This window comes from Exiguobacterium sp. RIT594, from assembly GCF_003339585.1.
In the GTDB taxonomy this organism is placed as follows: Bacteria; Bacillota; Bacilli; order Exiguobacteriales; family Exiguobacteriaceae; genus Exiguobacterium_A.
This window is the reverse complement of record NZ_QPKF01000001.1, coordinates 1555869-1581377: the sequence shown is the minus strand read 5'-3', so window position 1 is coordinate 1581377 and position 25509 is coordinate 1555869. Positions and strand designations below refer to the sequence as shown.

General features: G+C 48.1%; 26 protein-coding genes. 12 read left to right on the top strand and 14 right to left on the bottom strand.

Translation table 11 applies throughout. From position 1 onward, the window contains the following. Window positions 1–122: 122 nt before the first annotated feature. The 9 genes from DVG79_RS08245 to DVG79_RS08205 form a co-directional block, all read right to left on the bottom strand. A complete protein-coding gene (locus tag DVG79_RS08245; protein ID WP_114596288.1) occupies window positions 123–1253 on the bottom strand; it encodes an ABC transporter permease in 1131 nt (376 codons plus the stop codon). After that, a complete protein-coding gene (locus DVG79_RS08240) occupies window positions 1253–1954 on the bottom strand; it encodes an ABC transporter ATP-binding protein (RefSeq protein ID WP_114596287.1) in 702 nt (233 codons plus the stop codon). The genes DVG79_RS08245 and DVG79_RS08240 overlap by 1 nt, the downstream gene beginning before the upstream one ends. 15 nt (window positions 1955–1969) lie before the next feature. Continuing rightward, window positions 1970–2566, bottom strand: coding sequence for an MFS transporter (locus DVG79_RS08235; protein ID WP_114596286.1), 597 nt, complete (start codon window positions 2564–2566; stop codon window positions 1970–1972). Between the two features lie 10 nt (window positions 2567–2576). Next, window positions 2577–4004 (bottom strand): FAD-binding oxidoreductase, encoded by a 1428-nt coding sequence (locus tag DVG79_RS08230; RefSeq protein WP_114596285.1) that lies wholly within the window; start codon window positions 4002–4004, stop codon window positions 2577–2579. Continuing rightward, window positions 3952–5295, bottom strand: a complete 1344-nt coding sequence (iscB, locus tag DVG79_RS08225) for an RNA-guided endonuclease IscB (RefSeq protein WP_114596284.1) — start codon at window positions 5293–5295, stop codon at window positions 3952–3954. Before iscB ends, DVG79_RS08230 begins: the two co-directional genes overlap by 53 nt. 233 nt (window positions 5296–5528) lie before the next feature. Next, complete coding sequence (locus tag DVG79_RS08220; protein ID WP_114596283.1) at window positions 5529–6551, bottom strand: ABC transporter permease subunit; 1023 nt, start codon at window positions 6549–6551, stop codon at window positions 5529–5531. Further along, a complete protein-coding gene (locus tag DVG79_RS08215; RefSeq protein WP_114596282.1) occupies window positions 6548–7414 on the bottom strand; it encodes an ABC transporter permease subunit in 867 nt (288 codons plus the stop codon). Before DVG79_RS08215 ends, DVG79_RS08220 begins: the two co-directional genes overlap by 4 nt. A gap of 23 nt (window positions 7415–7437) precedes the next feature. Further along, window positions 7438–8505 carry a DUF58 domain-containing protein gene (locus tag DVG79_RS08210; RefSeq protein ID WP_114596281.1) on the bottom strand — a complete coding sequence of 356 codons (1068 nt, stop codon included), beginning with the start codon at window positions 8503–8505 and terminating at the stop codon, window positions 7438–7440. Between the two features lie 4 nt (window positions 8506–8509). After that, a complete protein-coding gene (locus DVG79_RS08205) occupies window positions 8510–9433 on the bottom strand; it encodes an AAA family ATPase (RefSeq protein WP_114596280.1) in 924 nt (307 codons plus the stop codon). Window positions 9434–9657: 224 nt separating this feature from the next. Between DVG79_RS08205 and DVG79_RS08200 the strand changes: the two genes are divergently transcribed. After that, a complete protein-coding gene (locus tag DVG79_RS08200) occupies window positions 9658–10272 on the top strand; it encodes an NAD(P)-dependent oxidoreductase (protein ID WP_114596279.1) in 615 nt (204 codons plus the stop codon). A gap of 59 nt (window positions 10273–10331) precedes the next feature. Here DVG79_RS08200 and amyS read toward each other — a convergent pair whose 3' ends face one another. Then, complete coding sequence (gene amyS / locus DVG79_RS08195; protein WP_114596278.1) at window positions 10332–11873, bottom strand: alpha-amylase; 1542 nt, start codon at window positions 11871–11873, stop codon at window positions 10332–10334. A 334-nt stretch (window positions 11874–12207) separates the two neighbouring features. On the opposite strand from amyS, the gene DVG79_RS08190 reads away from it, so the two are divergent. Together DVG79_RS08190 and DVG79_RS08185 are read left to right on the top strand one after the other, a co-directional pair. After that, window positions 12208–13029, top strand: a complete 822-nt coding sequence (locus DVG79_RS08190) for an endonuclease I family protein (protein ID WP_114596277.1) — start codon at window positions 12208–12210, stop codon at window positions 13027–13029. Window positions 13030–13181: 152 nt separating this feature from the next. After that, window positions 13182–13808: a YdcF family protein gene (locus tag DVG79_RS08185; RefSeq protein WP_114596276.1), complete on the top strand. Its 627-nt coding sequence runs from the start codon at window positions 13182–13184 to the stop codon at window positions 13806–13808. 1 nt (window position 13809) lies between these two features. On the opposite strand, the gene DVG79_RS08180 is transcribed toward DVG79_RS08185, so the two are convergent. Together DVG79_RS08180 and ytzI are read right to left on the bottom strand one after the other, a co-directional pair. Next, window positions 13810–14352, bottom strand: a complete 543-nt coding sequence (locus DVG79_RS08180; RefSeq protein ID WP_114596275.1) for a hypothetical protein — start codon at window positions 14350–14352, stop codon at window positions 13810–13812. Window positions 14353–14483: 131 nt separating this feature from the next. Continuing rightward, window positions 14484–14654 carry a YtzI protein gene (ytzI, locus tag DVG79_RS08175; RefSeq protein ID WP_114596274.1) on the bottom strand — a complete coding sequence of 57 codons (171 nt, stop codon included), beginning with the start codon at window positions 14652–14654 and terminating at the stop codon, window positions 14484–14486. A gap of 121 nt (window positions 14655–14775) precedes the next feature. Here ytzI and DVG79_RS08170 point away from each other — a divergent pair, with 121 nt between their 5' ends. Next, on the top strand, window positions 14776–15879 hold the full coding sequence (locus DVG79_RS08170; RefSeq protein ID WP_114596273.1) for a PP2C family protein-serine/threonine phosphatase: 1104 nt from the start codon (window positions 14776–14778) through the stop codon (window positions 15877–15879). A 127-nt stretch (window positions 15880–16006) separates the two neighbouring features. Here DVG79_RS08170 and DVG79_RS08165 read toward each other — a convergent pair whose 3' ends face one another. After that, window positions 16007–16942, bottom strand: coding sequence for a magnesium transporter CorA family protein (locus tag DVG79_RS08165; protein WP_114596272.1), 936 nt, complete (start codon window positions 16940–16942; stop codon window positions 16007–16009). Between the two features lie 119 nt (window positions 16943–17061). Here DVG79_RS08165 and DVG79_RS08160 point away from each other — a divergent pair, with 119 nt between their 5' ends. Next, window positions 17062–17427, top strand: coding sequence for an Hpt domain-containing protein (locus DVG79_RS08160; protein WP_114596271.1), 366 nt, complete (start codon window positions 17062–17064; stop codon window positions 17425–17427). Between the two features lie 72 nt (window positions 17428–17499). Here DVG79_RS08160 and DVG79_RS08155 read toward each other — a convergent pair whose 3' ends face one another. Continuing rightward, window positions 17500–18378, bottom strand: coding sequence for a chemotaxis protein CheV (locus DVG79_RS08155; RefSeq protein ID WP_114596270.1), 879 nt, complete (start codon window positions 18376–18378; stop codon window positions 17500–17502). A 215-nt stretch (window positions 18379–18593) separates the two neighbouring features. Here DVG79_RS08155 and DVG79_RS08150 point away from each other — a divergent pair, with 215 nt between their 5' ends. The 7 genes from DVG79_RS08150 to DVG79_RS08120 all read left to right on the top strand — a co-directional run bounded on the left by DVG79_RS08150 (window position 18594) and on the right by DVG79_RS08120 (window position 25508). Further along, window positions 18594–20033 carry an NADP-dependent glyceraldehyde-3-phosphate dehydrogenase gene (locus tag DVG79_RS08150; protein ID WP_114596269.1) on the top strand — a complete coding sequence of 480 codons (1440 nt, stop codon included), beginning with the start codon at window positions 18594–18596 and terminating at the stop codon, window positions 20031–20033. 181 nt (window positions 20034–20214) lie between these two features. Next, window positions 20215–21201 carry an MBL fold metallo-hydrolase gene (locus DVG79_RS08145; protein WP_114596268.1) on the top strand — a complete coding sequence of 329 codons (987 nt, stop codon included), beginning with the start codon at window positions 20215–20217 and terminating at the stop codon, window positions 21199–21201. Then, window positions 21185–21943 carry an SDR family NAD(P)-dependent oxidoreductase gene (locus DVG79_RS08140; protein WP_114596267.1) on the top strand — a complete coding sequence of 253 codons (759 nt, stop codon included), beginning with the start codon at window positions 21185–21187 and terminating at the stop codon, window positions 21941–21943. Before DVG79_RS08145 ends, DVG79_RS08140 begins: the two co-directional genes overlap by 17 nt. Before the next feature lie 15 nt (window positions 21944–21958). After that, window positions 21959–23152 (top strand): ABC transporter substrate-binding protein, encoded by a 1194-nt coding sequence (locus DVG79_RS08135; protein ID WP_114596266.1) that lies wholly within the window; start codon window positions 21959–21961, stop codon window positions 23150–23152. Continuing rightward, window positions 23139–23903 carry an ABC transporter permease gene (locus DVG79_RS08130; RefSeq protein WP_114596265.1) on the top strand — a complete coding sequence of 255 codons (765 nt, stop codon included), beginning with the start codon at window positions 23139–23141 and terminating at the stop codon, window positions 23901–23903. Before DVG79_RS08135 ends, DVG79_RS08130 begins: the two co-directional genes overlap by 14 nt. Further along, on the top strand, window positions 23900–24646 hold the full coding sequence (locus tag DVG79_RS08125) for an ABC transporter permease subunit (protein ID WP_114596264.1): 747 nt from the start codon (window positions 23900–23902) through the stop codon (window positions 24644–24646). Before DVG79_RS08130 ends, DVG79_RS08125 begins: the two co-directional genes overlap by 4 nt. Next, complete coding sequence (locus DVG79_RS08120; RefSeq protein WP_114596263.1) at window positions 24618–25508, top strand: ABC transporter ATP-binding protein; 891 nt, start codon at window positions 24618–24620, stop codon at window positions 25506–25508. Before DVG79_RS08125 ends, DVG79_RS08120 begins: the two co-directional genes overlap by 29 nt. Window position 25509 lies beyond the last annotated feature (1 nt).

Below are 25509 nucleotides of genomic sequence, written 5' to 3'. Positions count from 1 at the left end.
ATTTAGTTAGTGGGTGGGTAAATAGATGAATTTACATCGGTCAGCCTCATTTCGCGGTTTTTTTGATTGTATAAGGAAAAAAATGGATTGTCAATGGAGTCGGGAAAATGAGGTCAATGAACTCAGACCGGGCGTTGTTTTTTGAGAGCCCGCATGTTGAGGGCGACGAATAACACAACAAATCCTGCCAGCACGACGAGGTCGACCCAAATGTCCTGCAGCCCGTAGCCCCGAGTCATGATATTTTGCAGAGCATGCGCGGCATAAGTCAACGGCATCAACCGATTGATGACTTCCACCCAAAGCGGGGCATCACTCAAATCAAACAGTCCGCTGAAAAAAATCTGAGGTACGATCGCTAAAGGGATGAACTGAATCAGTTGAAATTCCGTCCGGGAAAAACTCGACAGCAGTAAGCCGAGTGACAAGGCGACACTTGCCGTCAGGAGATTGACGAACAAAAGCAGGAAGTAGTTCCCCTGTTGTGTCACGTCAAGCACGTTGACGATGAACAGTTGGATGAGAATCGTTTGGATCGTGACGAATAAAAAGAAACCGACGAAATAACCGAAGACGATGCTCGACCGTTTGAGCGGAGTCGCAAGTGTCCGTTCCAGTGTACCGCTCGACCGTTCCCGTAAAAAGCTGACACCGGCAATGATGAACACGAACAAGAAGATGAAAAAGCCCATTAAGGCAGGGGCGATTTGATCAAATAATTCGGCGTCCGGATTGCCGTATAAAAACTGGATATCGGGTTTAGTGACGGGAGGTGCAACAGGTTGCGGTGTTTCAAACGTTTGATTCGTCAATTGGGTCAGCTGTTGCTGCAACTGTTTAACGGCTGCCGTAAGTTTCGTATTGGCAGCGAGCGCTTGTTGTCCCTGGATAGTAATCAATGTCTCCTGAATGACGTGGAGTGCCGCTGCATTTTTTGAAATATCGCCGCCTTCAATCAAAATCTGCGGCTGATTTTTTTGAAAGGTAATCAGGGCATCGATTTCGCGATCCTTCATGGCGGTGACACCGGCCGCTTTATCTGTAAAGGTGCGAGTATCGGTTTTGGTTTTCAACGTGTCTTGAAAGGAGACCGGCAGATCGACCGTACCAATCGTCACATCATCCGAGCTCGAGCCGAGAATCGTCGACAGTAAGAAGAGGACAAACAACGGAGCGAGAAACATCATGGCAATCGTCCGTTTATCCCGAAAAATCTGTGAAATGACACGTTCAGCTACCGTCAGAATTTGCATCATACTCGCTCCTTTTGAATGAAAGCTTCATCGATGGAGCCGAAGCGTTGAATCAGGTCGTCCGGTGTACCGGCTTCGATCAGACGGCCGTGTTGAATCAACAATAAACGATCGCAACGCTCCGCTTCATCCATGACGTGGGTCGTGACGAGAATCGTCACGCCGGACTGACGCAATTGTTCAAACTCATGCCAAAATGTTTTCTTGAGCGCGGGATCAATCCCGACCGTCGGTTCATCGAGCAGTAAAAGACTTGGTTCATGAATCAAGGCGATGGCCAGGCTGAGCCGACGCTTCATCCCGCCGGAAAACTGATGAATCGGGCGATCGGCATCTTTTTTTAAATCGACGAATTCAAGGACGGTTTCGATGCGGGCCCGGAGGCGTGCTTTTTTTAAACCGTACAGTTTTCCGAAATATCGGAGATTACCGCGCGCCGTCAAATCTTCATAAAGCGCATCGGACTGTGCCATGTAGCCGATTTTCTCCGCTTGGGCAAGCGAGGGTTGTTTTGTTCCGAGCACGGTGATCGTCCCGGTCGTCGGTTGCTGCAGACCAATCAAGGACTTAATTAAAGTCGTTTTTCCGGAACCGCTCGGACCAATTAAACCGACGATTTCACCTTGACCAATCGAAAACTGGACATCGGTCAAGACCGTGCGTTTCCCGAATGTTTGGGAGTAATGGGTTACGTCAATCATGCGATCACATCCCTTCTACTTCTTTATACCCGCTTCGACACCCGATGATGAATCTTCCGTATGTTTTTTTCCTGAACGTGGACGGTCCCACAGTAAACGCACCGTGACATACAAATAGACGGCAGAGATGATGTAAAACAGACTGCCGATCGTTAAAAAGTCAATCAGATAACCGGCAGCAATGATGCCAAGTGCCGACCATAAAGACGTCTTGAAATGATAGCGGCCGATTGCCCGGCCGACCGTCGTCAAGGCAAGTTCCTGCCGGGCGAGAATGGTTTTTTCCGTGTTCTTTTGCAATGCCCCGAGTATTCCCATAATGATTTGAATCAGGTAGACATGACTGATGGAGGTCACGATCGGAACATACAGTAAAATCAGCGCCATCCCGAACGTGTGGGTGACAAGCAATGATCGGTCCCCGAACCGGTCACTCAACCGACCGATTCCGAGATAAGCGAATGCTGACGTCAGCGTGAAGAGACCGTAGGCCAGACCAAACTGGGCATAGGAATCGCCAATTTGCCGGACAAGCAATAAATAAAATGGAAAAATGATACTGCTGCTCATTAAAATCATGCTTTGAATACGAACAAAAAGTGGATAGTTCATCATTGTCTCCTTACTTCAAATAGTCGAGATAAAATTGGTTCATGAAAAGTCCAGCGGGATCCTGCCTTTGTTTCGCGGCTTTGAAAGCAGCAGCATGTGGATACGCGTCATGGAACTGCCTGCGTGTCGCGAACGGGTAGTACGGCAAATAGTAACTGCCCTGATGTTCGAGTGTCGCATCAATCAACTTTTGAACAATCCGTTTCGTTTCTTTAATCGATACCGGATCCGTTTCCGTATTGATCAACCAAACGAGGGCAAACATATCCTGTTTCGCATAGGATAAGGCAGCTGTCTCATCCTGCTCGACATACCGGATCGTGATATTCAAGACATTCAGTTCATGGGCTGTCAAAATCGACCGCAGTTGATCGACGTAGGAAACAAACGAATCGACCGGCACGAAATATTCCTGGAGTAATTCGGTCCGACCTTGACTGGTATACTCCATGAACGCACTGTCGGACCGCATGACATTGTTACGGGATTCGAACGTGCCGCTCTGCTTCAGGAAATACGATTTTTGAAACGACCAGAGCTGATTTTTTCCGAAGTCGCTGTACCGGGAGAGACCGAGTAACGCTTTCGGCAGGGCAATGATTGTTTCCTGCTTAAGCGGTTCCTCTTCAATCGGAACCGTTCGTTCGGCTTTATGATAATTCGTCACATACATCTCTTTGAAAAACCCGTCCGGCGCGACGGAAATACGTCCGATATGCATCCGGACGTCAGCATCACCGAGTACATGTTGACGGAAATAAGCCGGATAATCATGATAGTCCAAAGCGACGGTCTGCTCGGTATACCATTCGTCGTCGGTCAGTTTCAGGGTGACATCCAAAATGATGCCGAACAGTCCGTATCCGCCGGGGACGAGGCGGAATAAATCCGCATTTTCGTTTCGGCTGACATGGACGACGGTACCGTCTGCCTTCAACAGCCGGAAGGAATCGACGGTATCGAGCAGGGAACCGTAGCGGATATCCCGGCCATGGACATTGACGCTGAGGGCACCGCCGACCGTAAAGATGTTTTGGGATTGCATGACCTGAACCGCCAGTCCATCCGGCTGAATCCGGTCCTGAATTTCGGCCCAGGTGATTCCGCTTTGGACTGTAATCCGGTGCTTGTCCGGCGTATATTCCAAAATTCGGTCGTAATCTGTCATATCGAGAACTGTTGTATCCGGCAGATAGGTTTGTCCGCCCTGGCTGTGTTGCATACCGGCGACAGAAACGGTTTCCTGCCGCTGTTTTGCTTGCGCAACCCAGTACTTGAGATCGTTCGTCGATGTCGCCGAACGAATCTGTTTGACACGGGTCGGGAGTAGTTTCGACTGGTCGGAACTGGTGAGGACCGGATGTTGATAAGTCCAAAGTGAAAAACTAAAAACCGTCATATACACTACCATGACGGTACCAACAGCTATTCGTTTCATTGTTTATAGGTCGGCGGAGACCCGTGGCTTCAGTCATGGGAGGAGCCGACCTCCACCTCCTTCTGGTTGGAATGTCGACGAGCCATGTCGTCGCTCTTTCAAGTAGTGTCAGTTTCTTATGCGAAGCGCATTTATGAACACGGACTCCTTGTAGCGTCCTAAGATCGAAATAGCCGGTCTTACGTCTTCCGAAAACGAAACACGTCTGTCCCTCGTAGTGTACCTTGTCGAACAGTTGATAACCGCGGACAAAACGCTCCGCTTTGTTCGCCTTTCTCTTACCCTTTTTACCAATGGTCATCTTATGCAGTTGACGGTTGTTCGCGCGTACCTGTCGGAAAAGATACGACACATTCGGTTCTTCCGATAATGGATTCCCGCTGATGCAACGTGCGTCGACAGCATGACGCTTCTCGAGTCCATTTTGAATGCGTATGTTCTTCGTGAGGAAGCCATAGGTCAGTTTGACGTAAGGGTACGTTTCTTTGACAGCGTTGTAGATGAACCAACGCATGACTGTCATCTGCGTGGCATCACGGAAAGAACGTGATTTACGTTGGAAAAGATGCTCCAGGTTTTCCTTGTGAATCTTCTTGTGGCATGTCTCACAGAGTGTGAGGAGGTTATCTGGTGCATCCCCACCAGTGTGACGGCTTTCGATATGATGGACGTTCAAGATCTTGTCCTTCGATTTTCCTTTGCAGTGCTGACAGATGTGCTTGTCTCGGAAGAAGACATATTCCCGGACGTTCCAAAAACCGAGTTGGTCTCCCTTCTGATACAGATCACCCGATATGTCAGGACTCTTGATCTTTTGGATGTCGAACTGAGCGACTTCAATCGTTAGATGTTTGATTGGCAACAGACGATGAATCATCCGGACGAGTTTCAGATGGGCATCGACTTTATGCTGAACGGATGGCGCAAGCCACCCTTTTGGTTTCTTACGATTAAGAAAACGCGCTTGACGGTAACGTGTCTTCCGGCTTCTTCTTGCGCTTCGCATAGCACGTCGTGTCGCCAGTAGGTCTTGGATGTCGGTACGCAGTTGTACTTCTCCTTCGAGCAATACCTTAGTGGATGTTGTCGCTGAGAAACCGATATGTTTCGTTCCGGCATCAACGCCCAGTGAAATTTCTTGCTTATACCCACTTGATCCGAACAGTAGCTGAATGGTGAATGGAGTTTGTTTGACCAACTTCGCTTTGCCATTGTTTAATAATTTTCGTGCTTTACTTGGTTTGCATGGCATCAATGGTTCACCATGATGGTTTAGTACGAAAACGAACATTACGTTTTCCTCCTACGAGTTTATTGTTCTTCGTCAATGTTGGTAGGGCTTTTTCCATCTGCAACACCGTCCCGACCCAACAGGACTTTTAATCACAGACGACAGAGCAAACGGTTAGAACGGGCACCGAGAGGTGTCATGACCCAACCAACGGAGTTCGTGAGAACCGAGACTAGTCAATTTCAGGCTTTCACAAGCCCGTCACTTTAGTGATGGGTAATTGACACATCCTCCTATGATTTGATTGAGATGTCGACCGGATCAAACGGGTCGGATAAGCGGGCGGCGGCGGCTTCCGCATCTGCTGCAGCAAGCGGGACAGAGGGAATCATTTGTTGTCGACGCAAGCGGTAAGCACGCTCGAGGCGGCTCGTCAGTAGATTGGCAAAGAACACGAGCAAAGCCAAAGCGATTGCCGGAACTAAAAATAGATGGTTGATCCAGGAGACGGCAGTGAACTGAAAGAAATAATAACCGAACTGGGAAGCCCATTCAAAAATCGTCGGGGCAGCATTGCCTTCGAACAAGACAAGTGTTCCGCCGAAAAATAAACCGAACAACGAGAGATGGATCAGGACCATCAATGTCTGGACAAACTGTTGCATGAAGACAATCGTCAACGTCGGCAACAGGTGCGGCCAGATGTGTGTCCGGAATTGATAGCCCGGACGCCCGCCGAGTGTCCGGGCGACAAGCATGAACTCTTGAGCGAGCAGTTGCCGGGTTTCACCGATGAAATACAGCACGAGTGCCGGTAAACCGAGTAACGCCAAGACACTGATTTCAAGGAAGACCCGTGAGAACGTAGACGGAATCTCGGCGGGATCGAAGAACTGGAAAGCCGGTAACAGAATGAATAATGCAATCAGCAAAATCGGGAGGATCAAGAAACCGTCTAACAGCAGTCGTAATACCGTATACAGTTGTTTCTTCCGAAAAGCGAGCGGAATACCAATCAGCAACGCGAGAGCGATTCGAGCGAAGGCGATGCTGACGCAAATACCGATCGTCCACTTGGCACCTTCAATCATCACCTGAAACAAATCGTTTCCGGAACGATCCGTCCCGAGCCACCGTTCTGCAGACGGTTCAAGTGGCGAGGTGGCGATAAATGTTCCATCCTTTGAATAGAGATTCTGAATTTGATCAACCTGTCCATCACGAAATACGGAATTGGCAAAACTGAGTATCAGTAAGGTCCCGAAGAACAGCAGACACACCCAAAAGACGGGGTCACGCAGTAAAACACGTCTCATGAAATCTCTCCTTTCCACGAGCGGGGGATACAAAGTTCTGCCACTGTATCCAAAATGAAAAAGGGTACATAAATGAGGAGCAACAAGACGAGTAATACCGAAAAATCTTGATTGATCAAGATAAAACGGAACAGTCCCTGGACGTTAAAAGCATATTCGATGACGACCAGGCTCGACAGAATCGTAATGGTGTTGGTCCGGAAAAACAGATAAAACCGATAAAACAGATTGGGCATCAAATGTTGCCAAAACAGTTGGGTCGAGTGCATGCCTTTAGCACGGGCCAACTCCAGATAGCTCGCATACTGTTCTTCCTGAATCCGACCGGTCAACCATTTGATGAAGAAAAAGACAGTCGTCAATGATAAAGTCAAAATCGGCAGGAAACGAATCGAGTCTGCGAATCCGCCGGCGATTTCAATTTGATTAAATCCGGTCGTCTTGAATAAAAAAACGATGATGGACTGGGAAACGATGATCCAAAATAAATCGGGAATCATTTCGAGGAGCCGGGCGGATTGTGTCAGGATGGACCGGGTTTTTGATCCGGTCCGGTAAAACAAAAAGGCATAAAGCAACGCCACGACCGATGAACAGATCAGAGCACTGGTGAAAATGATGAGCGTTTCCTGGATGAACGGCTGGAGATCAGGCATCAGCGGTCTTTTTTCGGAAGCGGTGACATTGTAATATGTCAACGGGGCGGAAGTCGTCAACAGACCGAGCTGTTGTTGGACCATTTTGAAATAGCAAGGAAAATCCGGTCGCATCTGAACGATCAAACCCGGCAGAGCACTGATCCCGACTAAAACAAGAAAAGCAAATACAAGTTGAGTAGTTTTACGAATGATAAACGACGACATATTGTTCCTCCTACACTAGCAGTTTAACCGATAGCCTGAATGAGATCATTGCCAATTTGAATCAATTGACTGTTGCGGTGTTTCCGGCGTGTGACATACCGCTCGAATTGTCCGGTCGGAATATAAGTATCCCGCGTGGACAGTGTCGAAAGCGTCAATAAGATTTGTTTCAGTTGAGGCTGACCTTCCTGAAGCTTCAAATGGGACATTTGGTTGTTTGCGTCGAGATGGTTTAAAAACAGTTCAACCTTACAGCCTTCTTTGATCAGCTCACTTACGAGAAACGCAGTCTGATCAATGAACGTCTCAAAGTTCGTATGCAGTCCGTAACCGCTTGGACCGGACAGGTTCAAGGCAAGGCTGAACGTATCCTGGTTGCTCGTTTCAAAGACTTTGGCCTGCAGACGGCCGGTCTTCGCTGTCGCATACCAGTCGATTTCTTTCGACGGCTCGGCCGTATACGGTTTTGCCCCCAGTTGAACGAGCTTATTTTTCAGCGGAGAGTACCGGTCGGCCCGATCTCCGATCCGAAGTCGGTGCAGCAAGAGCGGGGTTGCCTGCGCCGTCAGCGAAGGCAAAACCGTAAAATGAGGAAATGCATCAAAGGTAAAAAGATAGACACCCATCCGCCAAGGGAGCCGGATGGTTAATGTGAGTTCGTCAAAATGTGCGGGTCCCCGACGCATCGCCTGAATCGGGATTTCAATTTGTTCATCCGCCCCGATGACGGCATGATACGTATGCGGGTGGAGCGGATCCATGTCAGGAAAAACAAGACCGTCATCTGTATGCAGCCGGAGTGTGGTCTTCAGTCCTAATTTTTCGAGGGCTTCAAGACCGAACAGCTGTAAACGCAGCGCAGTCGATTCCTGATTAAACATCAGCGGTTCGTAATGTTTCCATTCCAAGGCAACGTCCCGCTTCAGTTGTTTTTCAGTCTGTCCGACAACGTAGTGAACAGTCGAGATTGCCGCGAATAAAAAGCCGAGTAAGGACAACCCCGGGATAAATAAGAAAACGAACGTTAAAATGACATAAACGGAAAAGAGCCGGCGTTCCAGCCAAAATGGAACCGAACGTTCGATGTGCATGACGTCACCCCATTTCAACCGGGACAGGGATATCATCGAGCAGATGAAGCAATAAATCGGCTTTCGTTGTTTTGATACCGCCTTCAAGCGTCAGCGTCAGGCGGTGGGACAAGACATGTTTCGCCAAGTATTTGATGTCTTCCGGAATGATAAAATCGCGTCCGCTCAGGAAGGCAAAGCTTTGTGATGCCCGAAGTAAAGCAATCGCACCGCGCGGACTGACGCCGACTTCGACGAGAGCATGGTGACGGGTTGCCTGGACGATCGACAGTAAATAATCGAGGACGTCCTGAGATGCATGAACACGCCGCGCTTCTTCCTGCCAGGTAATCAAGTCGCCGCCTGTCGCGATACCGATGGCTTGTTTCCGGACGTTCGCCAATACTTCGTTCAACAGCTGGCGTTCGTGTTCCAGATCAGGATAGCCGACTTCGATCGCGACCATGAAGCGATCGAGCTGGGCGTCCGGCAGCGGGAAGGTTCCGGCAGATTCAATCGGATTCTGCGTGGCGATGACAAAAAACGGAGCCGGCATCTGGTACGTCGTACCGCCAATCGAGACTTGACGCTCTTCCATCGCTTCGAGCAGAGCAGACTGGGTCCGCGGAACAGCCCGGTTGATTTCGTCAATCAAAACGACGTTCGCAAACAGAGGACCACGCTTATTCTCAAACTCCTGGGTCTTCATGTTAAAGAAGTCGGAACCGATGACGTCAGACGGTAGCAGGTCTGCCGTGAACTGAATCCGGGAAAAGGCACTGTCGAAACTGTTGGCCAGGGCTTTAGCAAGCATCGTTTTTCCGGTACCCGGTACATCTTCAAGCAGGATGTGGCCTTCGGCGATTAAAGCCGTTAAACATAAATCGATGACATCAGACTTTCCGAGATAAATCGTATTGAGTTGGTCTTTTAATTGTTGTAGTTTCAATATGTACGCCTCCGTCTAGTGGAATGAACTTCAAACAGCCGTTTTGAAAAGGATTTAAGAAACAAAGCAACTTAAGGAAAAAATACCCAATAATATTAACTGAATTTTAGCACAAATTGAAAACAAGAAGAAACTATTTTCTGATTCACTATAAAATGCCAGACGATTACGGACTGAAAGGGAAGGGTACATGAGTAAAAGAACAGATAAAGGGAGGCCATTTTATGAAACTGATTATTTTCGGAGCAACCGGACAAACCGGACAGGAGTTGGTCAAACAGGCGATTGCCCACGGACATACGGTGACAGCATTCGTCCGTAACCCGGACAAACTGGAGTTGACGGACGAGAAACTGCATGTCATGGAAGGAGACGTACTTAACCAGGACGCAGTGAATCAAGCGATGCAGGGACAAGAAGCAGTATTGACGGCTCTAGGAACCGAGAGTCTCGCGTACAGCGGATTTTTAGAACGGAGTCTCTTGCGAATCGTCAACGCAATGAAGGTGAACGGGGTCGAACGGATCGGATATGTCGCTTCCGCCGGAGTCGAGCAGGAACTGCCCGGTGCTCAGGGGTTACTTGCTCAACAGATTCTCAAAAATCCTTTAAAAGATCACCGGCAGGCGATTGAACTGTTGAAGCAGGCGGACGTCGCTTATACGGTCGCCCGGCCGCTTCGTCTGATGAACGGTCCGTTGACCGGTTTGTATCGTCAAACAGAGAGCGGGGTCCCGGAGCAGGCAAAACAAATCAACCGGGCAGATGTCGCTCACTTTTTACTCGAAGCAATCGAACAGGACGAACATGTCCGCAGCAGCATCGGACTCGCCGAATAAAAAGAAACCGGTTGTTCAGTGGACGGAAACGTCCTGTGAACAACCGGTTTTTTATGAATTTATTGCTGGCGGTAGACAGAAACCGAGCCGCCGTTCACAAAGAATTGACCGTAACCGTCCTGATTGATCGTGACGGAAGCCGTGTTGTTGCCGGTGATGTCGGTCCAGACTTCACCTTTGTTTTGTGTCCCGACGTACATCCATTTACTGCCGCCCGGACCGTCCGACAGAATCGTCGCAAGACCTGATTTTGTCCGGTCCGTCACACCTTCACGCGTCCAGCCGATGACGTCGGCGTTATCGAGATAATCGTTTTGTTTTCCGAAGGCAAAGTCTTTCCGCGCTTTTAACAACGGATCGATTTTTGAGGCAAGCGCCGGGATTTCACGGTTCGACGTGCCCTTTGTTCCGTAGTAATCGCCGTAGAAGACCGACGGATATCCTTGTTCACGCGTTAAAATCATGGCGTAAGCAAGCGGTTTGAACCACGATTGGACAGTCGACTCAAGTGATTGCCCCGGCTGGGAATCATGATTCTCAACGAGTGTGACGGCTTGAACCGGATTCGTCTTGACGAGTGTGCCGTCGAAAATCGTCCGCATGTCATAGTAGCCTCCGCCTTTACTCGCCTGCTCGAACTTATAGTGGAGCGGAGCATCAAAGACCGATTGCTGATAGTTCGTCCGGCTCAAATAGTTTTGCAAAGTGCCGAGATCATTTTGCCAATATTCAGCAACCGTGAATAACGGCTTTCCGGTCGTCTGACGGACGTTCGCGAGCCAGTCCGCAAGATAACCGTGTTTGATGTGTTTGACGGCATCAAGGCGGAATCCGTCGAGACCCAGTTCATTGACGTACCATTTGCCCCAGTTCTTCATTTCCTGCTGGACTTCCGGATGATCGAAATCGATATCGGCATACATCAGGTAGTCATAGTTTCCGTTTTCGGTCGAGACATCCGTATCCCACGCTTTTCCGGTCCCCCGGAATTTGTAGATGGCACTTTTCGAACGGGATTGATCCCAGTCCGTTCCGTCAAAGTGATACCATTTCCATTTAAAGTTCGAATACGTATTGTTTCGCGCCGCGAAATTAAAACCGGTCCAGGCTTGAATCTGGTAATCTCCCGAGATTTCCTGATTGCGGTTGCTGCCGTTGACTTCGACGGCTGTGACCGCTTCCGTGAAATCGGCGCCGCCTTTATGATTCATGACGACATCGCCGTAGACATCGATACCGGCTGTATGTAGTTGGCTGATCGCTGTTTTGAGTTGAGCTTTCGTTCCGTATTTCGTCCGGACGGTTCCTTTTTGATTAAATTCTCCGAGATCGTATAAATCATAAGCGCCGTAGCCGACATCGTTTTGAGTCGTCCCTTTGTAAGCGGGGGGTATCCAGACGGAGGTGATCCCGAGCTGATCGAGTTTGGTTGAATCACTGCCGAGGCGGTTCCAGTGGTTGCCGTCATTCGGAACATACCATTCAAAATACTGCATCATCGTGCCGTTATCTGCCGTCGCCCCTACTGCAATCGGTTGCACAAGTGGCGCTAAAAAAGTAGCGGTCGCGAGTGTTGCGACAATCAAGCGTTTTTGTTTCATGAAAAGACCTCCTATAAATTTATGAAAGCGTTTGCATTTATAGTATAGCAAGTCTTGAAAGTTGCTGTATCATCCGTGGCGTCTATTTCTGAACATCTTGTTTTCGTGACTTTTGAACCTGGAATATTTTTTGTGTAGAAGAATAATCAGCCGGTTGACCTGTTCTCAAGAAAAAAACAGGACCATCGGACTCTTGAACAACTGAATGAATTTTGATTCAGTTTCTTTCCGGGAATTTCAAGGTCTTTTGTCCAGCTTCTCAGAAGCGAAAGGAGGTGTAAAAATGAGGAGGTAAGACGAGCACATACATATGTAACCAAGGGGGAAACACAGTATGAATTGGAAGTCGAAAATCAGCGGGGCGCTTGTCGCTGCACTTGCACTCGGATCAATTTCGTTTACACCAGTCATCGCTAAAACAGAACCAACGAAAATCGTTGCCGGACCGCAGATGGTCACGTCACAATCGACGATCGACGCATATTATCTACCAGCGTCTGGTAAGTCAGGAGCAGCACTAAAAGCCTCACTGCACGATATCATCGATAATCATACACAAGTATCGTACGACACGGTCTGGACTGCTCTGAAGGAAACGGATCAAGATCCGAATAATGCGAATAATGTCATCGAACTCTATACGGGGAAATCGATTGCCAAGAGCAATAACGGCGGGAACGTCGGTCAATGGAACCGGGAGCACGTCTGGGCGAAGTCGCACGGTGATTTCGGAACAAGCAACGGACCGGGAACGGACCTGCATCATCTGCGGGCGGAAGATGTCGTCGTCAACAGCGCACGGGGGAATCTTGATTTTGATAACGGAGGCACGAAGTATGCCGGTTGCGACTGTTACCGTGACAGCGATTCATGGGAACCGCCGACACGTGTCAAAGGCGATATCGCGCGTATGATCTTCTACATGGCTGTCCGCTATGAAGGCGGCGGTGAAATTGATTTGGAAGCATCGGAAAATGTCAGCAACGGCGCAAATCCACTTCATGGCAAACTGTCGACGCTAAAAGCATGGAACAAACTTGATCCGGTCGATGCGACGGAAATCAGACGAAATGATATCATCTTTGAGAAGTGGCAGAAAAACCGGAATCCGTTCATCGATCACCCGGAATACGTGACATCAATTTGGGGAAATTAATGTCAGTCAGATAAGGAAGAGCGACACACCGATTTTTTGCGGAAGTGTCGCTCTTTTTGCTGAGAAAACGAGTTGAAACCTTTTGAGTGGTAAGGCGTATAAAAAGAGGTGACAAAAAGACAGCAGGATCTTACCACTGAGGGGTCATAATTATGAAGAACACAGTTAAACATATCATACGCCGTTTTTATAAAACCGGTCTTGGGTTACTCTTATTGCTCACCGTATTCTGGTTCAGCATCGGTTGGTTCGTCGCAAAGGGGGAACGACCGCTTGCGAACGGGAAACATCCTTACGTTATCGTGCTTGGAGCCGGTGTCAAAGGGGAGAAACCCTCGCTGATTTTAAGCAACCGGATTGAGGCAGCCGTCCGGTACGGAAAACAATTTCCGGATACAACATTCATCTTAAGCGGAGGACAAGGGGACGGAGAAGCGATTTCGGAAGCGGAAGCGATGCGACGGGGAATGCTTCAAGGTGGAATCAGTGAAGAACGGTTGTTGCTGGAAGATCAATCGACATCGACGACTGAAAATCTGACGTTTTCAAAACGACTGTTACCGGAATCGGAAAACCGTGTCTCGATCGTGACGTCGGACTTCCATTTGTATCGTGCCCGAAAAGAGGCGGAACAGATGGACTTAAAGACCGACGCCATTCCGGCTGAGACACCACTGTCCGGCGTCTTGCGTTACGGAATGCGGGAACGTGTTGCGATTGTCGTAAAATACTTCCAATTAAAAAAACCTTCCCGGATTGTCCCGGAAAGGTTTCATTAAATTATTTATTTTGTTGTGACTGATCTTGTTTCGAATCATCGTGTTGCGTGTTGTTCGGTTGGTGCTCAGGAGGCGCCTCTTCTTTTCCGAGTGCCACATCTTTCGCTTCAACGACTTTACTGCTGATCGAGTTGAGATCTCCTTTCGCTTCATTGACCGTATCTTTGACGGACGACGCATCAGTCTTGACAGTATCAAGCTCCGTGTTGACTTTGTCATACACGTTTTGGACGTCAGATGCGACTTCTTGGATGATGCTTGAAGCGCTTTTCACTTGATTGATGACTTGTGATGCTTTGCCTGACGGATCTTCTTTAAGCGATGAAGCGAGCGTTGAGACAGAGTCTTTAGCACCGCGCAGGCTTTGTTTCGTATTTTGACGGCTAGATGAGCTGAGTAGCGTCAGAAGACCGCCGACGACTGCACCTAGCAGCATTCCTGTAAGTAAACTGACTTGACGACCAGATGAAGTTTCCTGATCGAACTGGCGATTCGGGTTTTCGGCATGTACAGCATGAGGATCGTTTGGTAAGTTTGGTTGCATGATTGACACTCCCTTAAAGTATGATTTGACCATGATAGGAATATACCCTTATCTCACAACTAAAAACATGCATTTGTAATGCAACAAAAAGACCATCCAATGATATGATGGTCTGAGACGATTTGATTGTGTTACGGCCGATGTTCATCATCGTGCTTTTCAGTTAATTTACGGTTGATTTCATCGTAATCGATTTCGATGTCATCCTTGTTGCCTTTATAGCCGTAACCCTTTGAAATCACGAGGATTGAAGCGACTAAGACGAAGACAATGATTAGAATGGAGACGACATAAAGCCACATGATCCATTCCCCCTTTCATTCTTCTATAGTATGACGGAAAAAGCAGCTTTCGTCTAAACGAAAATGTAAATTATGTGCTAAACTATTTTCAATGAATATGTGGATAGAGCGAGGTGACGACATGAGTATACTGGTCGTAGATGATGAGTTTACGAATTTGATGATTTTAGAACGATTGCTTGAAAATGAAGGATATGACGTGGTCAAGGCGATGAGCGGGGAAGAAGCGCTGGAGCTGATGGAAGATCCGTTGTTCATTGAAACACTGGACGTTGTATTACTTGACGTCGAAATGCCCGGAATCAGTGGCATTGATGCGACACGTCTGATTCGTAAACGGTTTGGCCTGGATGAATTACCGATTGTCATCGTATCCGGTCGATCAAACGAAGAAGACATCGCGGACGGACTGGATGCCGGGGCCTCCGACTACACGACAAAACCGATTCGGAAAACGGAGCTGCTCGCCCGTGTCCGAAATGCCATGTCGCTCAAACAGGCGATTGACGCCCGAAAGCGTTATGAAAAAGTTTTACAGGAGGATTTTGATTTAGCACAAAAGCTTCAGCAAAGCGTGTTAAGTGCAAACATCGAGGATGAAGACATCCGGATCATGGCGACGTACATTCCGTCGAAAAAACTGGCAGGCGATATGTATGCCTGGTACCGGATTTCGCCGCAAAAATACGGCATCATCTTATTTGATGTCATGGGACATGGGGTATCGTCTGCATTGATTACGATGGGAATGAGTTCGATTTTATTTGAACTCGTGCACCGCATCGGAGATCCGGCGAAAGTTCTCGAGGAATTAAACAAACAGATGAGCCGTCTGTTCCCTGGCGATGAAACGGAAATTTACTTTACGGCCGTGTACTTGTACATCGAACTGGATGAGATGAAACTCAGTTATGCGAATGCCGGGCATCCACCGGGCTTGTTGCGGATGGGTAATCAAATCATTCCGCTTGAAAATACGGGATTACCAGTCGGGATGTTCGAAGATTCGGAGTATACGAGCCAGACGATTGACCTCGTTTCGCCAGGTTGTGTCTACTTGTATACAGATGGCTTCATGGAATTGTACAGTAAAGGAATCGATGAAGGGATCAGTGCGATTCGTGAATTGATTCAGGAACAGGGACCGGCGATTCATCAATTGATTCAACCGGATCAAAGTGACGATGCGGACGATTTATGTCTCGTGACCATCGAAATCAACTAACCTGCAAAAAAACCACTTTCCTTTTGATGGACTTATGTAGAAAGCCGAAGAGACAGTCGTCTCAACATGCGTTTCTAGACTAAAGCATTCAAAAGTAAGTGGTTTTTTGTCCATCCATTCATACGCACTAAAAGAAACGGCGGCGCCATAATATAAAGGCGGCTAAGCCAGAGAAGAAAATCATCATGCCGAAGACAATCCAAAAGCCCATGACTTCGCCTTCCCACGGCACATGCACGTTCATCCCGAACATTCCGGAAATCATCGTCGGGATCGAGATGACAATCGTGATCGACGCGAGGAACTTCATGACGAAGTTGACATTGTTCGAGATGACGGAACCAAACGTATCCATCGTCGAACTGATGATATCTTTATAGATTTGGGCCATTTCCATGGCCTGGCGGTGTTCAACGAACACATCCTCGAGCAGGTCTTCATCGTCTTCATGTTTTTCAAGACTTGGTGTTTTGATGATCCGGTCGAGTACACCGTCGTTTGACTTCAAGGAAGTCATGAAATACACGAGCGATTTCTGTAAATTCATTAATTGGAAAATTTCCTGATTTCGCATCGAACGTTGTAATTCTTCCTCGAGCTCATCCATCCGGCGGTCGATTTGCCGCAGGAACCGGAGATACGAAGAACTGACTTTATATAAGATTTGAAAGACGAATCGGGAACGGTAATTCGTCCGGAACGTGCGGAGTTTTCCGCTTGAGAACAACGTCAGGACATCCAACTGTTGCGAACAGACAGTGATGAAGTGTCTTGACGTCACGATGATACCGAGTGGAATCGTATTGTAACGGCGTCCGGATGATTCTTCTTCAATGTAAGGAACGTCGACAATCATCAACAAACCTTCATCATCTTTCTCGAAACGAGGTTTTTCCTCGACATCAAGTGGGTCATAAATAAAATCCTCAGGAATTTTCGTAGCAGCGATGACTTGATCGGCTTCGTCTTTTGTCGGATTGACAAGATGAATCCAGGAACCCTTCGTAAACTCCTGAATTTCGTTGACTGCCCCCGTCACATCACTTCGATAAATCGTCAACATTGTCTATCCCTCCTGCTCTTCACTTTTTTATTATAGGAATACTATATCGACCGTGTAAATGATTCTCAGATTTTTTTTTAAAACAATTAATGATAATATAGAAAAGAGGAGGGGAAAAGATGCCTTTTTTTAATGAAAAGAAGTTAGAAGAACTACGTCTGATTGCAGGCGGTGATGATGTGTTCTTGCAAAAAATCGGTGAGACGTATATTGCCCAGTTTGATCGGAAGTTTCCGGAATTGAAGGATGCGGTCGAAGCAAACGATGCCGAACAGACGGAAAAATTAGCTCATTTACTTAAGGGTGCCTCCTATTCCGTTGCGGCGGATGATTTAGCGGATGACTTTGAATTACTGGAAAAAGAGGCGGAGACAGGCTCAGTCGAAAATGCGGCCGGTGTGTTGACCCGGATCGAAGACTGCATGGTAGATTTCAGAAAAACTTGGCTGAATGTATTTCTTGGAAAAAACAGTGATTTCGTTTAATAAAATTTCTCCAAACAAAAAACCGTTCCCTGACCAATCAGGCAACGGTTTTTTTGTTTGGAGAAATAGTAATTACAAAACGTATGTATCGACGGTTTCAATCAATCGACCGATTTCCGGTTTCGTAATCTGTGCATTGACTCCGACAGACTCGCCTTTATGACGGAGGTCATCCGAAATCAAGGATGAGAAGACGACGATTGGTAAATCCGTATACCGATCATCTTCACGCAATCGTTTCGTCAAATGCAGTCCATCCATCTTCGGCATCTCAATATCGGTGATCAAGAGGTCACAGTTACTGCCTGCTTCAAACGCATCCAGTGCATCTTTTCCGTTGATGAACCATTTCAAGCCATCATAACCGGCTTCCTCCAGCGTTTCGATGATCAAAGTCCGGAGCATTTCCGAATCTTCCGCAATCCAAATCGTTTTGTTCGACCGGTTGCGGGGTGAAACACGACGGCCTTCTTCGCGGGCGAAGATATCTTTGCGGGAAAGTTCCAACGCGATTTTTTCATAGTCCAGCAAGATGATCATCTTATCGCCTGTTTTGACGACACCATTCGTCAAGCCTTCAATCCCACGGGCGAGTTCATTCGGCGTATCAATCTGTTCCCACGAGATACGACGGATTTCCGTTACGGAATCGACACGGAGGACACTCTTCTCGCCGTTAAACTCACAGATGATTAAGCGATCATCTGTTGTTTCTTCATGGGCCACGCCAATGACAGTCGGTAAATCGATGACCGTCATGACTTCACCCCGAAGCTCGATCAACCCTTTGACGGCGTCCGGTGTTCCGGGTAATGGTGTCATCGGTAACGGAACGATGATTTCCCGGACTTTCATGACATTGATGCCGAACGTATACGGTCCGCAATGAAAAATAACGATTTCCAACTCATTTGTTCCAGCTTCTAATAAAATATCGTGTTGATTGTACACGTAATTGAGCCCCTTTCCATCCTGCACTGCACTTCTGACTAGTTATCGGCAGAAAGAAGCAATTCTTCCACCGTAAAAAGAATAAAAAAGTTCTTGAAATCGCTTTCATTTTATGTTAAGCAAAAAGTTTGGCATTTGTCTGACCAATTGATTACAATAAGCTATGCAGCCACACACTGAAGTGAGAGAGAAAAAATAAATGGAGGTCGAGTGGAATGACTACAGCAACAACATACACATACTTATTAGACGGGCAATGGCAGGAAAGTGAATCCAATGAAACCATTGAAATTTCTTCCCCTTATAAAGAAGATACAGTCGGTCGCGTTCAAGCGATGACAAAATCAGAAGTAGACCGGGCTATTGCGTCTGCTAAAACAGCACAAGCGCAGTGGGCGAAAGTGCCTGCCAACAAGCGGGCTGAATTGCTTCATGCCTGGGCAACGGAGTTAGAAAAACGTGCGGACGAAATTGGCGAAGTCATCATGCGTGAAGTTGGTAAAGGGCTTGCTGATGGAATCAAAGAAGTCAAACGGACGGCGGAAATCATCCGTTATACAGCAGAAGAAGGTCTTCGTTTTGACGGTCAAATGATGCAAGGAGACTCATTCCCGGGTGGAAGTGCTAAAAAAATCGCGATCATTAAAAAAGCACCGCTCGGCGTCGTACTGGCAATTTCACCGTTTAACTATCCAGTCAATCTTGCGGCTGCGAAACTTGCACCGGCTTTGATGACAGGAAACGCCGTCGTCTTCAAACCGGCAACACAAGGTTCAATCAGTGGTACGTTGATGGTTGAAGCACTTGTCGCGGCAGGATTGCCATCAGGTCTCGTCAATCTCGTGACAGGACGCGGTTCAGTCATCGGAGATTATTTGACAGCGCATCCGGGCATCAACATGATTACGTTCACAGGTGGAACAGCGACAGGACAACACTTGTCACGTCAATCCGCGATGATTCCACTCGTTCTCGAACTTGGCGGGAAAGACCCGGCCCTCGTTCTTGAGGATGCGGATCTCTCGCTAGCGGCAGATCACATCATCAGCGGTGCGTTTTCGTATTCCGGACAACGTTGCACAGCAATCAAACGTGTATTCGTTCTTGAACCTCAGGCAGATGCGCTTGTCGCAGAATTGTCTGCTCGAATCGCGAAATTGACAGTCGGTTCGCCGGAAGACGAAAGTGTTGTCGTACCGTTGATCGATGCGAAGTCAGCTGATTTCGTCGAAGGATTGATTGTAGACGCAAAAGAAAAAGGGGCAACGCTCGTTACAGGCGGAAACCGGACGGCGAACCTGATTGAGCCGACATTGTTTGACCATGTTACACGTGATATGCGGATTGCATGGGAAGAACCATTCGGACCGGTCTTACCCGTCATCCGTGTTAACTCGGTCGAGGAAATGATTGCTTATGCGAACGAATCGGAATACGGTCTTCAAGCAAGTGTCTTCACGGAAAACATCGACGCAGCATTCAGTGTTGCGGATGCGCTTGAAACGGGTTCTGTCCAAATTAACGGTCGGACGGAACGTGGTCCGGATCACTTCCCATTCATCGGTGTAAAATCATCCGGTCTTGGTGTACAGGGTGTCGGACGAAGCCTAGCTTCGATGACACGAGATAAAGTAACAGTGCTCAACTTAAAATAAGAACATTTTTATGGAAGCGACCTTTCAATCTGCGGAAAGGTCGCTTCTTTTTGCATCCAAATGCTGTCGTCCGCCGTATTCTTTTTAAAGGTTTCATGATTTGAGGGCGACAAAGTTTGCCGCTGTCGCTTCTTTCTCTCTATAATGAAGGAAACCATCCAGAGAGAAGAGGGGTTTACCGATGCGACAAGAAGATAAAATCTTTACGTTACCGATTCCGACACCATTTCCGGTCGGAGATATCAATTGTTATCTGCTACGGACCGATACGGAAACCATTTTAATCGATTGTGGTCCGGATACGGATCAAGCCTGGCAAGCGATGCAAGATGGTCTCAGAAAAATCGGAGTGACGGTTTCAATGCTCGATAAAGTGATCGTGACGCACCACCATGCGGATCATGCCGGGCTTGCCTATCGTTTTTCCGAACAGGGGATTCCGATTTATGGACATGCCCGTCTAAGACCCTACTTAGAACAAGATCAAGCGTTTTTGAGCAGAGGGGATGATTTCCTGCAACGGCTGGCCTTGTCGTTTGGTGTGCCGGACGAAATACGGGCGCTTTTACCGAGTTATTTATCCGCTTTAAAATGGCTCGGGAAGGGACGACTGGATCATGTCCTGCAAGAAGGGGATGCGATTACAGAGTCAGGCACGTATCGAGTCATTGAACTGCCGGGACATGCGAGCGATCAAATCGGTATTCTCGGTCAGTCTGGAGTCCTGTTTGCAGCAGATCATCTGTTGGCGCGCGTCGAACCGAATCCGTTGCTCGAGCAACCGCAACCCGGAGATGAATCGGACATGAAGCGGCCGGTCCTGGCTTATATGCGCTCTTTGCGCAAACTGCAGGGAGAACGGATCGAGATCGCTTACACCGGACATGGTGAGCCGATTCGCGATGTTCCGTCCTTGATTGAAGAACGTTTGTTGCAACGTAAAGCACGCGGCGAACAGTTACTGAAGCATATCGAGGGGACGAAAACGCTGTTTGAGCTCGCACAAGTGACGTACGGAAACCGTTTAAAGAAATCGTTTCCGCTCGTCATGAGTGAGATGAAAGCCCGCCTCGACTACCTCGTGGCGAGTGGACAGATCCTTGTCGAAAAACAGGACGGGATTTTACGGTATACGAGAAAGGGCAGTGAACATGAATCTCATGAATAAAACGGTCGTCTTGACCGGTGCCTCCAGTGGACTCGGGGAAGCTCTTGCATACGAGCTGAACCGGCAGGGGGCGAACTTAATCTTAGTCGCCCGGCGGGAAGATCGGTTGCAACAGATGGCAAAGACACTTCAAGCGGAATACGTGGTTTATGATTTAGAACATTCACCGGAGCGTCTGGCTGATCAAATCGCTGAACGATATGGCATGATTGATGTATTAATCAACAATGCCGGGTTCGGGGAGTTCAGTTTTTTAGAGGAGACGACGATTGAGACCATCGAATCAATGAACCGGGTCAATGTCCTGGCTCCGATTCGATTGACGAAAGCCTGTCTCCCGCTGTTTCGTCCGCGCGGCATGATTGTCAACGTGGCGAGTCAGGCAGGGAAGTTACCTACACCTAAGTCGACGATTTATTGTATGACAAAAGCCGCCTTATATCAGTTTTCCAATGCTTTGCGTCTTGAACTGAGGCCGAAGGGGCTTCATGTCATGACTGTCAATCCTGGTCCGATTGCAACGGAATTTTTTGTCCGGGCGGATCTCAGCCGGAAATACGAAAAAAACGTTGCGAGCATCGTGTTGTCGAAAGAAAAATTAGCACGAACGGTGACACGGGCCATGATCCGGGAAAAACGCGAGGTGAATGCGCCGTTTTGGATGGAAGGTTCGGCAAAGGCCTACGGATTGTTTCCGCGGGTCATTGAATGGCTTGGTAAGTCAGGCTTTGATAAAAAATAAAGGGGATTTTCACACATGATAAAACAAATGACTGCAATCGCAGCGACAGGCCTGCTTCTTGCCGGATGTGCGTCTCCAGCAGCACCGGTGCAGGAAAAAGTATTAGGTTCTTCCTATACATCGATTGAAAAGGACGCAAACGCAACGACTGTCCGGATGTATATGTGGGGCGGCGATGAGGGGATCAATGCCTATATCGATGAATACGTGGCACCAAAAGTAAAAAAAGAGCACAACATTACGCTGAAGCGGGTTCCGATTGAAACGGCCGACTTGATTCAAAAATTGCGGGCGGAAAAGAAAGCCGGGAAAGAAACGGGTGTCATCGATGTTATCTGGATTAACGGCGACAACTTCCGGAACGCGAAAAAGGACGGCTTGTTATACGGTGAGATCACGAAAGTGTTGCCAAACATGAAATACGTCGATCCGCAGGCGCAAGGATCGGACAGCGGGACACCGACCGATCATTTGGAAGCGGCATGGGGAAAAGTTCAATATACGTTCCATTACGACAAGGCGAGTGTCGCGAACCCACCGAAGGACCTCCAGGAACTCAAAAGTTGGGTGAAAGAAAATCCGGGCAAATTCACGTATCCGGAAGTGACGGACTTTACAGGGAATGCGTTTGTCCGCCACGTCATGTACGGGCTTGAGTCAAAAGAAACGTTAAAAGATCCGAAAGCAGACTTTAAGAAAACGTGGGCGTATTTAAACGAACTGAAGCCGTATTTATGGAAAGAGGGCAAAACGTATCCGAAAACACTGGCTCAGCTTGACCAGTTGTACGCTAAAGGAAGTGTTGCGTTCACGATGGGCTTCAACGAACGCCGGGCCGAACAGGAAGTGAAGTCAGGGACATTCCCGAAAGAGACACGTCCGCTCGTCTTGACCGATGGTTCGATTGCTTCGACCCATTTCCTGTCGATTCCGTTTAATGCGCCGAATCCGAATGGAGCACTCGTTACAATCAACACGTTGTTGTCGCCGGACGCCCAACTCAAGAAATTCGACGGCACGTATTGGGGAGACGGAACAAGTTTAGATTTGACGACGGTAAGTTCGACGGAACAAGAGGCATTTGAAGACGTTCCGGCAGCTGCGTCAACACCGAAACCGGCAACATTCGACGGCAAAGTCCGTGCGGAACTGGATCCGGCATTCTTTGATGTAATCCGGAAAGACTGGCCGGAACGTGTGGCGCGGTAATGCCTGGCCAGCCACCTTGCTGATTACCGGTATGGTCGGCTATGGTCTTTTCGTCAGTCTGTCGATGACGACTTGGGAAGATTACAGCCGATTGTTCCGAGACCCGGTATTTTTGGAAAGTATCGGAATCAGTTTATACGTAGCAGTCAGCAGTACGGTACTGTCTGTATTGATCGGGGCCTGGCTGGCTGGATTTTTTGCCAAACAAACGGGATGGACGGCACAGGTTTTGGCCATTCCGTTATTTTTACCCCATCTTGGCGCCGCCTATTTGGCCATTCTTTATTTGAGCGATTTACCGGTCATCAGTCCGCATGAAGTGAATCAATTCAGTATCATCCTGACGTATCTCTACAAAGAAATTCCGTTTATCTTTTTTTATTTGTTACCGGTTTACCGGCGCCTTGATCACCGGTATGAAGAACTCGGATTAATGCTCGGTCTATCGCGACTGAAACGGTTTTGGCATGGAAAAGGCGTATTTTTACTGTTTCCCGTCCTCGAGGCAGCGTTCATTGTTTTTGCCTTTACCTTATTTGCTTACGAAGTCCCGGCGCTGCTCGGTGTGACGTATCCGAAGCTGATTGGCGTCTATACGTTTGATTTATATACGCAAGGGGATTTATCCCGTCAACCGGAAGCCTTTGCCATCAGTGTTCTTTTGACCGGAATCTTATTTTTGCTGTTAGTGATCTTTACACGTACGATCCGTCCGTTAACGGAGCGGATCAGTAAGGGGCGGGTAGAATGAAGAGAAGGGTAATAACAGCAGTGATCGGATTGCTAGTACTCGTTCCGTTGCTTGGATTGATTCCGTCGACCTGGACCTGGAACCCGCGATTATTCGAAACGTTGACGACAACGGTTTCAATGATTGCGGTCTTGACACTTCTCAATCATTTGATTGGTTATGTCACAGGAAAGGCGATTGCGTTTCGGGCGGGACGACTCATCCGGTATATGGAACTGTTGATCAGTTTGCCGCTTTTCCTGCCGGTATTATTATTGTCGTTTGGTCTCTATCTGACGTGGATCCGGTTAGGGCTCGCCGATCAATTTATCGGTGTACTGTTGGTTTTACTGCTTCCGACACTACCGTACACGATCCGGATGTATACGAATGCGTTTCAAGCACTGGGTGAACAGATGATGGAGCAAATGGTGTTGATTGAACCCAGCCGGTTGAAACGGTTTCTTTTTTTGACAGGACCGATGATGCGTTCTGCCATCCAGTCCGTCACGTTACTTGTAACGGTCATCGCCCTGAGTCAGTATGCGCTCGTTACCTTAATCGGGGGCGGAGTCGTTCAAATGATTGCCCTTGAAGCGTTTCCGCTCTATTCCGGCAATTCCTTGGTTGCCGCTAAAGAAGCGACGATTTGGTTATTGGTTTTACCTTTTTTGATTTATTTTGTGCAACTCATTTTATTAGAAGGATGGGTGCAAGTAGTTCGGAGGCTGTTAGATGGACGTTACGATTCAGCACGTCAATAAACGATTTGGTCAGAAACAAGTCCTGCAGGCGATTGATTTACACATTCCGTCCGGTCAATGTGTTGCACTTGTGGGTCCAAGTGGAAGCGGGAAAACGACGCTGCTGCGATTGATTGCAGGTCTTGAGAAAGTATCAGGCGGTATCATTCGTTTCGGTGAAACCGACATGACGCACGTTGCTCCAAATCAACGGGGAGTGACAATGTTGTTCCAACGCCCGTTGCTGTTCCCTCATTTGACGGTCGGACAAAATATCCGGATTGGTATGGCGACAGGTCGTCAACAGGACGTCCACGAGTGGTTAACCAAGGTCGGATTAACAGGGCGGGTCGATGCCTATGTCCATGAATTATCCGGCGGTGAGCAACAGCGGGCCAGTCTTGCCCGGGCATTAGCCAGCGGTCCGAATTTTCTGTTGCTCGACGAACCGTTCTCGAGTCTCGATTTACCACGTCGCCGCGAACTGCGGACGCTGATTCGGCGCTTAACGGTCGCGGAAGGTGTGACGACGTTACTTGTCACGCATGACCGTGAAGAAGCGATGGCGATGGCGGATTATGTCTACGTCATGGAACAAGGAAAAATCATTGATCAGGGACATCCGATTGAATTAGCGCAAAAAAGTCCGTTTTTCGGTGACGGAGTGTATCTGGACGGGGAGTGGTATCCGTTATCCGACGTGAAGTTGGTCTTAAGACCGACGAACGGATTACAGGAACGTGTTACGATTACGAAAGAGCTGACACAGTACGGTGTTCGATTTTATGAAGTTGAACGCCAGACGGGAGAGCGGCTTGTCGTTCAAACGACAGAGACGTTCAGTGAGAAAGTGACAGCTTATCTTGTGAGGAAGGAGGGGTAGC